Here is a 14978-nt window from a genome sequence, read left to right on the forward strand (position 1 = left end):
ATAGAAAAAAGACTGTACATGTACAGTCTTTTTTTTTATTTGTTATTTATGAATTAGAATTCGCTTTGTAAACACTTGTGTTTCGGTATGCACTTTGATAAAATAGACACCGGGAGTTAACTGATGCAGTTGAAGTTGGAGCTCTTGAACTCCAGCAGCTTCTATGTGCTCTGCTAAATGACGCTGTCCTTTTAAATCGACGAGTTCGAAACGAGTTCCGGGAGTAAATCCACTCGATAGGTGCAGCGTGACAGTCCCAGTAGTACTTGGGTTCGGATACAGGAGCAATTCTGCCGTTGCTGTTGTAGGGTTTGCTCGAGGAGCCAATGTACTTCCTGTTGTGTCCACAAGGGTAATAGTATAATCTTCTGTTTCTCCTTGATAACCGTCTTGCATACAAGCATCAGGTGTTTTTCCGTAAGCGAGGCGCACACGCATACGTGTTTTTCCTAATTGTGCCGAGTTAGGTATTGCAAGTTGGCCTGTAAAAGGTCCGTTGCCACGTCGGTGATAGCTTCGTTCGCTGGCATCAAAGGTACCGTCTTTGTTCCAATCGATCCATACCTGTACATCAATTCCCGACCAATGCTCGTGCTGGGTTTGTACACTCAGGGTATACCTGTTGTTTTTTTCTAAGCTAGTTCCTTGTTGCTGCGTATAATCGTGATAACCATTAGCCGACCATGTAGATTGCTGGTCGATGCTTCCTAGCTGTACTCTCGTAATGGAATTGTAATTGAGCGCAGTACTTGGTGTACAATAATTAACATTTTCTTCTACAGTTATGTATTGGTCTATTAGTTTGGTGTGAGTACCCGCGCTGTTTGTCGCTTTTAAACTCACCTTATAAACTCCTGGACGTGTATAGTTAATACTGGGAGTACTAGCAGTACTTGTATTTGGAGTTCCACCTTCAAACGTCCATAAGAGTTCGGTTGGCGTATGTAAAGAAGTATTGGTGAAATTAACGGACTCTCCTGCCAAAATACGTTGCGTATTACTTGAAAAATTAGCAATAGGAGGGCGTATGACTCCTGTACTTCCCTTGATGACGATAGAATAGTCTTCAACCTCTCCCATATACGAATCAGAACCACAGGGGGTAATTTTGCTTTCGCTTCCATAAGCGGCTCGAATGCGAAGTGTGGTCGTACCGTTTACAGCCGAATTCGGAGGCGTGATTACACTGGTGTAGGGGCCTGCCTTATAGGCTTTGAGTACTTGCTCATTAGGATCGTCAAAATCACCATCGTTGTTCCAGTCTATCCAGGCACCTATAGCATTATAGGCCCAGTGCGATTGATTGAGATCGATAGTCAGGGTATCAGATTTTCCAATTTCTAGTGCCGTTACTTGATTGCTGAAATCGCCATAGCTTTCGTGTTCCGATACGTTGCGTATACTACCCAAGCGTACCTCGCGTATGTATAAGTTATTTTGAGCGCCTGAGCCAGCACAATAGGTCATTTTATTTTTGTCATACACGCGAACGATGTTCTGTTTTGTTTTCACGGCTTGTTGTCCGTTTTTACCGGTGGCAGTGAGGCTTACATCATAAGTTCCTGCTTGGTTGTATTGAATGGACGGAGTAGTCTGATTGGTTATTTGAGTAGGACTACCTCCAGGGAAATCCCATGAAATAGAAGCTAAATAACCAGAGGTTTCACTGGTGAATGCAATTTTCCCGCCAGTAATTGTCAAGGGATTTGCGACAGTAAAATCTGCAGCCGGTAGGTCAGGAGTCCCCGAGTTTCTCAAAGGGCCTGAAATTCGGAAACTAGCTTTAGGAATTCCTGAACTGATGTCAATGTTTGTAAAATACCCCACAGTATATTGGAAGTTATTCAGCAATGGGTTTTGGCGTAATTGCTTGAGTAAATTGTCGAGTGAGGTATGCAATTGTTTAGCAGCTGTTGCATTGTTGTTTGTAGGCGTGCTACCCTCAAGCACTCCATCTATTCTAAAGCGTCTATTTTTTGCCTGGGTATCTATGCCTGTTGTTATGGATGAATTCCCTGTGAGCGTGATAAACTCCGTCTTGATGTCTGCGGGATTTCCAATGGCAATTTTTCGATCGTCTAACCAGTTTGTACTGGGTTCTTTACCGGTGACAGTTCCATTACTCACTTTTTGCAGAAAGTTGTTAAAGCGAGAGTGATCTGTTGATCGAAGATTATTTACCAAATTGTCAAATCCCTGAACATCGTCACTTCTCGTCAAATCGAAAAAGGTCTTTAATTTGCCAAAATCATTTAAATACCAATGGTACCACGCCATATTACCATAGTGATAATGATGGAAATTTCCGCTGGTGTAGCTCGAGTTAAAAACAGTACTTAATGAAGGCCATTTTCCTGTATTGTTTTGGACTACGCGGACATTGCTGGCAAGTAGTTTGATTCCGTCGGTATCGGTCGCTCCTGAAAAGAATTCGGCCATACCTTCTTCGTACCAAACCATTCGATCATTTTTGTACATGTCAGTCTCTGCCCAAAATCCAGGAATGAGATAACGTCCTTGTAAATAGTGTACGTATTCATGTCTAAACAAGGCTTCTAACGAAAGTGAACTTTCTACACCTACTGTTCTGTCCCAAGTATAAAAAGTAGCTCTCCGTTCTATATACATTCCTCCATTATTAGTGGGAATACCATACAAATAGGTAGCGTAATTTTCATAGGCTTGTTTGGATCCGAAGACTACCATGGTTAAGGTCTCATTGGAGTCTCCTGTAACGGGTTGGTCTGTCTGTATTAATCTGAAAAATTGATTTTGAACCTGTTTAGCAGCATGGTATAATTCCTGTACTTCGTTTTCCGCAAGTGGAGTTTTGATACGCATTTTATCATCGTCAAAAGTATAGCTGTTGGGGAACAAGAAATTTTCCAATTCCGTTTTTAGCTGAGCGACGTTTTCGCAAAGGTTGTAGCGGTTACAGTCCCCGTACTTATTAATGGCCTCGACACAGCGCAACCAGGCAACACTTAAGCGCGGGTGCTGTTTTGCTATCTGAGCTGCTAGAGGTTCTACATCGTCAAGCAAATTACTGTCGTTTGCCATACGAGTAAGCTCTAGTACAGCATTGCCAGACATAAAACCTAATGTAGCATTGTTTTTTAACTCCTGATCTGTACCTATTTGATAAAGTAGATTAAAAAAATCGCGATCTCCATTGATAGCGTTTTTAAAATCGGAATCCTGATTACCTCTGAAATAGGCAAAGAACACACGGTTATACGCGCGTGCATAGCTTCGTAATAAAGAGCTGTCATTAATGGTTTTCCACGATTTACTGACCACTAGTCGCCTCATAATATTTTTCATTAAGGAGATGATTCTCGGTCGATGTCGAAGTCCATCGTAGTCTAAAATGATGAGGTATTCGTCTAAAATATCGAGGGCTGCCTTTGAATGGTCAAGCAAATGAGCATTTTGGCTAAACGATTCTGAAGCGGTACGAATCCAATATTTTGAATTGGTATCTAAGCTAACCGTACTCTGGTAAAATTCGTGGTAAATAGCGGCGTGTAAATAGGCTACTAAGCCGTACATTCCCGAATTATAAGTACCGTTTGAAGCTATGGAAATATTGTACATTTCTCGCGCCACGGCAGCGACGTTCACATTTGAAAATATGCGTGGAGTATACGTCGAGTGGTATTGGTACCAAGCGCTAAAACACTTCTGATAGTCATATACCGATTTGAGCTCTCGGACTAATCCACTAGGCGACAAACGAGACCAACCGTCATTCCCCGCATCACAGGTTGGGCTGGTTTTACCTAGGACTCGAGAAGCCGTTGCATACTGATGGTCGGTAAACGTACTGCTAGGAGGAGTTGGCGCCCGGTCTTGTCGTTTGTGTTGTTGATCGCGATGCAACATTCTCGAGCATTTGTCAGAATGCTGATGTGGCGTGTGGGGTGCTGTCGAATTACTTTGTGCCTGCAAGGACATGCTCGCACAAGTAACGCACAGAATAGCAAAAAGCTTTAGCTGTTTTGTTGAAAATTTTAGAAGGGTTGAAGTTTTCATGATTAATAATGATTATAGTTTCTGTATTAAAACTAAATCATAATCATGTTTTTGATACGTATTTAAATATCATGTAGTTGTATTATTTTACTGATTTTCAGGTGTTTGTGTGGTTTTAGCTGTTTCCGTGTACTTCTCGATACACTGAAGAGAATATTTTTCGCCCTTTAGGTGTTAGTGATGAATGAATCATCGAAAACAAGAGTTGGATATAGTAAGGGGTGCTCTCCGCAATGTTTTTTTCCGGCTTGTCGTAAAATACTGCATAGTCGAGAATCCATGAATTAAAAATGATGAGAAGTCCATGAATTTTCTTTTGAAGTACCTGTTCGTTCTTCGTAGGATGCATGTATCCATTGTCCATTAAAAAATGAGCAATTCGATAAAGAACGTGATGGTAGGCCTTAGCGCGTTCTATGGTTTTCTCCTTAATTTTTGGGTAGCGTATGGTCAAATCATAACTGTTAATAAGAAAGAAACGATATTTTAGAGTGAGTTCCATGAGCTGGGTAAGGCTGCGTAGCATAAAATCGAATTCAAATATTTCTCCTTCTAAGTTTTGCATGGACTCATCAACTTCATCCCACAAATTTTGCTGTAAACGAAGTACGATATCGTCTTTTTTAGGAAAATGATAGCATAAGTTCCCGTAACTGATGCCCATTTCTTCACTGATTCTCTTACTCGAAACATTCGGATATCCCTCTTTATTAAAAAGTTCCAATGCGCTGTGTAATATGCGTTGCTTGGTGTTCATAGGTCAAATTTAGGCATTAATGCCTATACTTTAAAATATATTTATATATTTGTCTAGGCACTAATGCCTAATAATCTAAAAAAAACGTATGGTAACAACAGATCAGAAAAAGTTAGGAGGTAAGTTCTTGGTAGAAGAAACTTCTTCGGACACCGTGTATATTCCGGAAATGAAATCGGCAGAAACTTCAATGATGTTGGAAAGTGCTGGTCAGTTTTTGGCGACAGAGCTGGAAGGAAACCCTCATTTAGAAACGAAAGAGGGCATAGATGCAACTCCAGAATTGCTAAAAAAATGTGGAGATCTCGGTTTTTTGGGGCTTGAGGTTTCAGAAGAATACGGAGGATTAAATTTGAGTTTAAAGGAAGTACTACATTTTGTAGAAGCTTTTAGTAAGGGGCATTCTTTTGCTGGGGCGTTAGGGGTACAAACCAGTATTGGAATAGCTCCTTTACTTTTATATGGAAGCCCTTTTTTAAAGGATAAATACCTGTCATCAATGTTAGCGGGTGAGGTAATTTCTGCTTTTGCATTAACAGAACCGAATGCGGGGAGTGATGCCAACGCCGGGACAACAAAAGCATTGATTGACGATGCGGGGAATTATAGTATTAGCGGTCAAAAAGCTTGGATTTCTAATGCGGGATTGGCTGATATTTTTATAGTATTTGCCAAAATAGAGGACGACAGAAACCTGTCTGCATTTTTGGTTCACAAGGATTTTGGCGGAATTACATTGGGACCAGAAGAACAAAAGATGGGACTGATGGGATGGAGCACACGTCAAGTATTCTTTGATCAGACCAAGGTGCCTCAAAGCCATCTTTTAGGAGAGCGCAATAAGGGACTGAAAATTGCCTTAAATACCTTGAATACCGGAAGAATTAAACTTGGAGCGTCGTGTATAGGAGTCAGTAAATTGAGTATGGAACACGCGGTGGAGTACGCGATGGAGCGAGCACAATTTGGGAAACCAATTATCAGCTATGGTGCGATTAGGGAAAAAATTGCCAAGATGACGACGAATATTTTTACAAATGAAGCCGTGGTCTACCGCGCTGCAGCGGCTATAGATTCGTATACTACAGCAATCAACTCGGATCTACAAAACGGACCTGTTGCTAAAATGGAAGCGTTAAAGGAATTCAGCATAGAGTGCGCAATCGCAAAAGTGTTTGGTTCGGAAGCTCAAGATACGATCGTCGATGAAGCCGTTCAGATATATGGAGGGATGGGCTTTTCAGCAGAGTCACCTGTAGAGCGTTTATACCGAGGAGCGCGAATTAGTAGAATTTTTGAAGGAACAAATGAAATCAACCGCTTGGTGATTGTAAAAGAATTCTTTAAAAAAGGAATGAAAGGCGAAATTGATATGTTCGGAGCCTTTGCCAGTGTTTTGGATAGTATAGATGATAAAGCACCAGAATTTTCTGATGATACCTTGGAGGCACATCAACAGTTTGTGAAAAATATGAAGGCATTAACGGTGGTAACGGCAGGAATTTGTGCGCAGAAATTTATGGCAGAATTGGAGCAAGAGCAAGAAGTTGTGCTCAATATTGCCGACTTACTAATAGAGTTATACGCTTTAGAGAGTACTGTCATGCGCGTTGCGAAGTTAAGAGAACTCGGAAAATATGAAGTACAAATACACGAGGCTGTTTTAAAAGCAGCAACTTTTGAACGTTTTGAAAAGATAGCAATTGCGATTAAAGACTTAATGGCTTGTTTTGATTCGAAAGAAGAGATCAAGGTCATTGCAAAAGCCTGGAAAAAATTTGGAAGAATTCCTCATTTGAATATCAAAAACACCAGACGTGAGATTTGTGATTTTGTAAAAGAATCGAGAGGTGTATATAAACTGAGTTAGAACATGCAGCAGGAAATGAACAGCTATTTGGAAGAAAATTATTTCTTTGATTTTTCGAGTGAGATAGCACAGAAAGTATTGATGAAAATTAAAGGAGATTCTCAAGAATTGTCAGCGAAAGAGTTTGCCGTAAAGGCACATGATTACGTGCGTGATTCATGGGAGTATTATCCCTATCATTTTAGCTTAATTGAAGGTGATTGGAAAGCTTCGGCCCTCATGCAACGACCCTCCGGACATTGTATAGAAAAGGCTATTATTTACATCAGCTTATTGAGATCACAAGGAATTCCCAGTCGGTTGGGATTGGCGAAGGTGAAAAATCATTTGGCAGTCGAAAAAATTATAGAAAAATTAGGTACAGATATTTTAGTACCCCACGGGTACGTAGAATTGTATATAGAGGGCCATTGGGTAAAAGCAACACCCGCATTTAATAGCGCTCTTTGCGAACTGTTACAAGTGAAAGTACTAGAGTTTAATGGGAATGAGGATTCTATTTTTCACGAATTCGATAAAAGTGGTGCAAAGACTTTTATGGAATACTTGGATGATTACGGAGGTTTTGATACAGTCCCCCTGGATTATATGTTTCAATTAATGAATACGCATTATCCGATTATTCAACAAAAAAATGTACAGTTTGGAGAGGTATTAGACTTGGCCAATCTATAAAAACAGCCTTCGGGCTGTTTTTTTGTAGGCGAATAAGACCAGAGTTTAATTGGTTGATTTTATAGGATTAGGGCAGTAAAATTCGTAATATTGTTAGTAATCGAATAAAAATCAAGCTTTTGAAGTCAGTTGTAACTTTCGTTATTATTTGGTGTTACTCATGGGGACTCTGTAGTCAAGAGTTGCCTTTAATTGATGTATACCTACCAGATAACTACCAGGCAGAATCCCAAAATTGGGCTATTTCCCAGGCCGATGATGGCACTATTTACTGTGCTAATAATTTAGGATTGTTGGAGTTTGACGGGTCTCGCTGGCAATTGTATCCAACGCCTAATCATACCATCATGCGTTCTGTTAACTGTATAGGGGATAAGGTGTATAGTGGAAGTTATATGGATTTCGGTTTTTGGGAGAAAGATGCCTACGGAACTTTGCAATATACTTCTTTAGTGGCCAAACATCTGATTCCAATTGTAGAAGATGAGCAGTTTTGGAATATCATCGAGGTACAAGATTGGTTGTTGTTTCAATCGCTCCAACGCATTTATATTTACGATAGAAGGTCAGAAAAATCCGTGGTGATTAGTGCCACGGGAAAATTGACCAAAATGTTTAAAGTAGACGCTGACGTGTATTATCACGTATTCGGTCAAGGTCTTTTTAAGATAGAGAATGGAGTGGGAGTTTTGATAGCTGAGGATACCGTATTGCAAACAGACGATATAATTGATGTGATACCTTCTGAAAACGGACTGCAAATACTGACCAATTCACACGGTTTCTATTATTGGAAAGAAGGACTCTTAGTACCTGACAACGCACGTAATGCGTTTTTGAATAACAGAAAAGTGTATAACAGCATGCAGTTGACTGATGGCGGTATTGCAGTTGGAACCATTGCCGACGGAGTAATCGTTTTCGATGCTCAAGGAAACGTGTCGTATAAACTAAATACGACAAATGGTTTAAGTAATAATACTGTTTTAAGCCTTTTTCAAGATAAGCGTGATAATATTTGGTTGGGATTGGATAAAGGCATTAATTGTATTCACGGTGATGATCAAATGCTAGTCTACAGAGATGTCGAAGGCCAATTGGGTACGGTATATGCCACTGCGTATTTCAAGGAGCATATTTATCTCGGAACAAATCAAGGCTTGTTTGTAAAAAATTATAAAAATGAGCATGCATTTCATTTAATTGAGGGAACTCAAGGTCAAGTGTGGAATTTAATTGTTTTAGAGGATGAATTATTTTGTGCACACGATCGCGGAACCATGGTTATTAAAGGTGAACAACTCGCCTATAAAATTTCAGTACAAGGAACCTGGGATATCAAAAAAGTACATCCGAATATATACATACAAGGTAATTATTCGGGCTTGTATGTCTTAGAAAACCAAAATGGTCGTTGGCGTGTGCGCAATAAGCTCAAAGGCTTTGACAAATCCTGTAGGTTTTTTGAATTTAATGGCCCCTACGAAATTATTGTAAATCATGAATACAAGGGAGTTTTTAGCTTGCAAACAACAAAGGATTTCACTGAAATTACAGCAGTGACGCCATTTTTGAATTTACAAAAAGGCGTACATTCCAGTTTGATTACATACCGTGATAAGCTGTTGTACGCTTATCCACAGGGAATTTATACTATGGATATCGGAGGAGTGAATTTTCAAAGAGATACCGTTTTGAGTACCTTGTATTCAAAGGATACTTATGAGAGTGGTAAGTTGCTTACAAATTCTTTTGACCAAAGCATCTGGGCTTTTACTAAAAATACCATAGTCAATGTGAAGCCCACAGATATTTTTAAGAATTCATTAAGTTTACGAGAAATTCCTTACCGAAAGACCATAAGAAAAAGTGCGGTTGGATATGAGAATATCAGTGCACTGGGAGGGGGCAATTACATAATGGGAATTGATAATGGCTATGTGAAATTCAATTTGCTCCGTTCTTCAAATAAGAATGGTTTTTCGAAGGTAAGTATTAATTCCATCGACAACTACGGGCTCAACCGTGAAAAAAGAAAAGTAAAACTCCTCGGTGGAGAGGAGTTTGCGAATAGGTCTAATAACTTTGAGTTTTTCTTTAATGTACCATTCGATGCAGGAACCAGTGAATTGAGGTTTCAGTATTTTTTAGAAGGACATGATAGTAGTTGGTCACCGTGGTCTAGCAAGCCAAGAGCTCGCTTTGAAAATTTATCCTATGGCGAGTATAAATTCAGGGTTCGCGCTTCCTTAGGAGGAACTATGAGTGATGAAGAAGCCTCCTTTGATTTTAAAATTCGCAAACCTTGGTATTTGACCAATGTCATGCTTGCTACCTACGGCTTGTTAGTGCTGTTGTTCTCATTGTTTATGGATCGGGTGTATAAAAATTATTACAGACGTCAAAGAAATGCTGAGCTTGAACAACAGCAGAGAGATTTTGAGTTGCTGAATATGTCGAGAGAAAAAGAGTTAATGACTATGAAAAATAATCAATTGAAAATTGCTGTGGAAAGCAAAGGGAGAGAGCTCGCGAGTTCAACGATGAGTATAGTTAAAAAGAATGAACTGTTGAGTTCCATTAAAAAGGAATTGGAAAAAGGCGCTCCCGAAAGCATCAAAAAGGTGATTTCGATCATAGATAACAATATTAATAATCAGGACGACTGGGATATGTTTAAGGAAGCTTTTAATAATGCGGATAAAGATTTTATTAAAAAGCTAAAATCGATACACCCTAATTTGACTCCGAACGATTTACGCCTTTGTGCTTATCTCCGTTTAAATTTGTCTTCTAAAGAAATTGCTCCGCTGTTGAATATCTCACCGAGAAGTGTCGAAGTTAAGCGTTATCGATTGCGAAAAAAAATGGAATTGAAGCACGATGTGAACTTAACCAGCTATATTTTGGAATTATAGGACCTCAACACCTTGTCATTTTACCTATACATGACCACAACATTACGAGTATTGTGTGTTCTTTAGCTCTGTTTAGTATGTCGTTTTTTGTAGTGTTTATGGTGTTTTTGAAGGAAAAGTGAATTTGTATGTTTTTTGTTACTAAAATTTTATTGATATCGCAAAATAAGTGTTGTATTTTTATGATAATCAAAATTTCAACACATGAAAAAACACGTACAACTCATTGTTTTCCTTTTAGTTACTTCTCTAGGTTGGGGGCAAGTAATTACGAGCAAAGGTACTGTTCTTGACCTCCGAAACAACAGCCCACTTCCGGGAGTTAGTGTCTTGGTAAAAGGTACAAATAAGGGAGTGCAAACGGATTTCGACGGAAAGTTTATACTTCCTAACATACCTAAGGGAGCAACCATACAAATCAGTTTCATTGGATATAAAACACAAGAAGTAGCGGCGGTAGCAAGTCCATTGGTAATTCAACTTGAGGAACGTGCTGAGCAGTTAGAAGAAGTTGTGATTATTGGTTATGGTTCTAAAGGGAAGAAAGACCTCACGGGAGCCGTGTCTTTAGTAGGTGAAAAGACGATAACTGACCTAAAACCAGTAGATGCTGCACAAGCGCTGCAAGGAACCACAGCAGGAGTATCGGTAAACACGGCTTCTGGGGCGCCAGGAAGTGGTTTTAACATACTTATTCGAGGAATTAGTTCGAACAGAGCCAATGGACCTCTCATTGTTATCGATGGTTTAGCTGGAGCCAATTTAAATACCGTGAATCCAAACGATATCGTTTCAATTTCGGTACTAAAAGATGCTCAAGCTGCTATTTATGGAATTCAAGGTGCCAACGGAGTTGTATTAGTGGCTACAAAATCAGGGAAAAAGAATGCGAAAACACGCATCACCTACGATGCCTACACAGGTCTTCAGGAAACGTCGCGAAAGTTAGATTATTTAAATGCTAATGAGTACGCACTATTACTCAATGAAAGTTATGCTGCTAATGGGCAGAGTTTGCCATTCCCTGACCTCAATGCCATTCAACAGAATACGGACTGGCAAGATCAGTTGTTTACCACAGCATTTATGATGAATCACAATATTGGTATTTCGGGAGGTACAGATAAGATTACGTATTACGTCGGTCTGTCTCGACTAGAACAAGATGGTATTATCGCTCCAGACAAATCAAATTTTGAAAGAAATAACGTAAAACTAGCTTTAGGAATTGACCTGAGCGAACGAATAAAGTTTAAATCAACCACAAATTATTTTACCAATACAAGAAGAACCGTTGCGGAGAATGTACTCGGTTCGGTATTGTTTAACGCGCTCAATTACGCTCCTACATTTGCAACTGGTCAAGAAGATACGGCTGGGTTTTTGGGAAATGAAGTAATCAATCCGCTCTCTCAGGTGAGAGATACCTACAATACGTATTTTGGTTCAAGTATAGAGGGGAGCGTTGCTCTGAGTTACGAGCCCATTGATAATCTTAAAATAACTACCCGTTTGGGATATAAAACGTACAATGACAAAGGCAAGACGTTTTTACCCATTGTTAATTACGGTTCTGGAAAAGTATTTAACAGAGCTAGGAGTGAGGTAAACCAGTCCAGAACAAATGCAAACAACTACAACTGGGAAACATTTGTGAATTACAAGTTAACCTTCGCAGAGGATCATACTATAGAGGCAACGGTAGGAGCCAGCATGCAGAAGAGCTGGGGAGATGGGTTGTTTGCTACAGGTTATGACGTACCTAACAACTCATGGGATTTTGCAGATATTAGTTTGACTACAGGGACAAATACCATAAAAACCAACGGATCGTACGTTTATGACAATCGATTGTTATCTCAATTTGGAAGAATTCAATACGATTTTGCAGGGAAGTATTTAGTGTCTGCGATGATCAGGAGGGATGCAGCATCCGATTTTTCGCCACAAAATAGAGTTGATTACTTTCCTTCAGTTACGGCTGGATGGAAACTGTCAGATGAAGAGTTCATGAAAAGATGGAAGTGGATAAATTTTCTGAAGTTGAGAGGTAGTTACGGAATTTTGGGAACCAATGCCGGTGGAAATTTATTTAGAGCACAACTCAACGGGGAAGCAGCCTATGTATTAGACAATGCTATAGTGAATGGAATTGCAGTAGGAACCTTGCCCAATCCGAATGCGCGATGGGAGCGAGGAAAGAAATTGGATATCGGATTGGATGCTAATTTACTGGGAAATCGCTTGGAATTGGTGTTTGATTATTTTAGAGAAGATCGAAATGATTTACTAATACCCAATGTTCCGGTTTCAGGAATCGTAGGGGCACAAGCCCCAGGATCGGGTAGCCCAACAGTCAATGCAGGATCAACTCGCGTTCATGGATTTGAACTGGGATTAAAGTTTAACGATACTGTGGGAGAAGATTTTAGTTATAATGTAGCCTATAACATAACTCGTGTAAACGGAGAGGTAACTCAGATAAACGGAGATGTTTTTATTGAAGGAGGAGCTTTTGGCGTAGGTCAGTTAGCACCAGCACGAATGGAAGTAGGACAGCCCATAGGATATTTTTACGGATTGCAAACGGCTGGAGTTTTTCAAACAGTGGCTGAAGTTAATAATTCGCCATCTCAACGCGGTTTGTTAGGAATTGATGCCGTGCCAGGCGATTTAAAATACGTGGACGTCAATGGAGATGGCGTAATTGATTTTAAAGACAGAACCAATATCGGAAATCCTCAAGCAGAGTTTATTATGGGGCTTAATTTGAGCTTCAACTACAAAAATTGGGATTTTTCAACCTATATGTATGCAGAGCTCAACAAAGACATGGTACGCAACTATGAGCGAGACCAGCCAAATGTCAATAGATTATCGTATTATTTGAATCGATGGAGAGGGCCAGGAACGAGCAATGAAGTTCCTCGGGTAACAACCGGAGCAACCAATAACCGATTGTTTTCAAGCTTTTATGTTGAAGATGCTTCTTTTCTGCGAGTTCAAAACATTCAAATAGGCTATACTTTACCTAAAAAAGTACTGGAAAAAATAGGCTTTTCAAAGCTCAGAATATATACGACTGTTAACAACGCATTTACCTTAACAAATTATAAAGGATACGATCCAGCGGCAACTTCAGGTCAGGCGATCGGAGGAGGAATAGATTATGGATTTTATCCCATATCACGTCAGTATTTACTAGGATTAAACGTTGCATTTTAAAAACTAAGAAAATGAAAGTACTACAAAATACCTATAAAATGTGCATTTTATTGTCCTTTGTTGGGCTCACATTTTTAGCCTGTCAAGAAGATTTCTTAGATGAGGCAAAAACTTATGAAATTGACTCAGAAAATTACTTTAATTCTGAGGACGATTATTACAAAGCCCTAATCGGTGCCTATGATTTGCTGCAAGCGACTTATGTGAATGCCATGTTGGGAGAAATAGCTTCGGATAATACCTTGTGTGGAGGCGAAAGCGCTACAGACGTCATCGGTTTTCAACAAATTGACGATATGATCCACAATTCGGTAAATAGTAATCTCAAAGATATTTGGAGTTGGATGTTTGCAGGGGTCAACAGGGCGAATTACATATTGGAATTTAAAGATAAAACAGATTTTCCAGGTAAAAATGTAATCATAGCGGAGACCAGATTCCTGAGGGCCTATTACCATTTTGAATTGGTGAAATGGTTTGGAGGCATACCGCTAAAAGGAGACCGACGTTTTCAGGTAGGGGACGAACAAACCATACCACGTGCAACGGTGGCAGAAGTATATGCGAGTATAGAGTCGGACTTACAATTTGCAATAGCCAACTTAGCCTATACCGCTCCACAGGTAGGAAGAGCCACGAAAGGTGCGGCTCAAGCCTTACTGGGGAAAGCGTATTTGTATCAAAACAAGTTTTCGGAAGCAGCCAACGTTTTGGAGAATCTTATAGTCAACGGACCGTACAATCTCGTTACGGATTATTCAACCATTTTTGAGCACAACGGAGAAAATGGAATTGAGTCTGTTTTTGAAGTGCAGTACTCAGATGCAGAAGGTGCCGGATTTGATTGTTTGCAATGTAGTGAAGGAAATGTAGCCGTTGGTTTTAACGGTATTCGCAATTACAGCGGACCTACTTTTGATGCAGGATTTAGTTTTAACGTGCCTGTAAAAGCAGTGTACGATGCCTTCGAAGCAGGAGATAATCGAAGGGATGTAGCCATTTTGGACATAGTAGCGTGGGCAGCTCAAACAGGAGCAACTTACGGAACGGGTTACGAGCATACCGGATACTTTAACAGAAAGTACATTGCGCGTAAAGGTGATTTAAATACAGGTGATGCAAATCTGACCAATCCTAACAATTACAGAGCTATCCGATTTGCTGATGTTCTTTTAATGGCCGCTGAAGCTCTAAACCGAGGGAATATTAGTGATGTCAGAGCACAGCAGTACCTCAATAGAGTGAGAAGAAGAGCTTTTGGAAATACAAATCACGATATCACAACTACAGGAACGAATTTAACGAGGTCGATTTTAGAGGAACGACGCTTGGAATTAGTAGGGGAAGGACATCGATTTTTTGATTTAGTGCGTACCGGAAATGGAACTGTAATCTCCGGTTTTACACCTAACAAGAACGAACTATTCCCTATCCCTATAGAGGAAATTCAATTTTCAAAAGGAAATTGGCAACAAAATCAAGGCTATTAAAAACGGAT

General features: G+C 39.8%; 7 protein-coding genes. 5 read left to right on the top strand and 2 right to left on the bottom strand.

Translation table 11 applies throughout. From position 1 onward, the window contains the following. Nucleotides 1–42: 42 nt before the first annotated feature. The gene (locus tag ACKTS5_RS07990) at nt 43–4035 is read right to left on the bottom strand and encodes a collagenase (protein WP_408043339.1); all 3993 of its coding nucleotides are present in this window, start codon (nt 4033–4035) and stop codon (nt 43–45) included. A gap of 115 nt (nt 4036–4150) precedes the next feature. Beyond that, complete coding sequence (locus ACKTS5_RS07995; RefSeq protein ID WP_408043340.1) at nt 4151–4792, bottom strand: TetR/AcrR family transcriptional regulator; 642 nt, start codon at nt 4790–4792, stop codon at nt 4151–4153. Nucleotides 4793–4880: 88 nt separating this feature from the next. Between ACKTS5_RS07995 and ACKTS5_RS08000 the strand changes: the two genes are divergently transcribed. From ACKTS5_RS08000 to ACKTS5_RS08020, 5 genes are all read left to right on the top strand, one after another. Then, on the top strand, nt 4881–6662 hold the full coding sequence (locus tag ACKTS5_RS08000) for an acyl-CoA dehydrogenase family protein (protein ID WP_408043341.1): 1782 nt from the start codon (nt 4881–4883) through the stop codon (nt 6660–6662). 3 nt (nt 6663–6665) lie between these two features. Further along, nucleotides 6666–7337, top strand: coding sequence for a transglutaminase-like domain-containing protein (locus tag ACKTS5_RS08005; RefSeq protein WP_408043342.1), 672 nt, complete (start codon nt 6666–6668; stop codon nt 7335–7337). Between the two features lie 119 nt (nt 7338–7456). Continuing rightward, nucleotides 7457–10255 (top strand): helix-turn-helix and ligand-binding sensor domain-containing protein, encoded by a 2799-nt coding sequence (locus tag ACKTS5_RS08010; protein ID WP_408043343.1) that lies wholly within the window; start codon nt 7457–7459, stop codon nt 10253–10255. A gap of 204 nt (nt 10256–10459) precedes the next feature. Then, complete coding sequence (locus ACKTS5_RS08015) at nt 10460–13480, top strand: SusC/RagA family TonB-linked outer membrane protein (RefSeq protein WP_408043344.1); 3021 nt, start codon at nt 10460–10462, stop codon at nt 13478–13480. Nucleotides 13481–13518: 38 nt separating this feature from the next. Further along, the gene (locus tag ACKTS5_RS08020; RefSeq protein WP_408043463.1) at nt 13519–14970 is read left to right on the top strand and encodes a RagB/SusD family nutrient uptake outer membrane protein; all 1452 of its coding nucleotides are present in this window, start codon (nt 13519–13521) and stop codon (nt 14968–14970) included. The last annotated feature ends 8 nt before the right edge of the window (nt 14971–14978 follow it).

Source organism: Tenacibaculum litopenaei, from assembly GCF_964514025.1.
Classification (GTDB): Bacteria; Bacteroidota; Bacteroidia; order Flavobacteriales; family Flavobacteriaceae; genus Polaribacter; species Polaribacter litopenaei.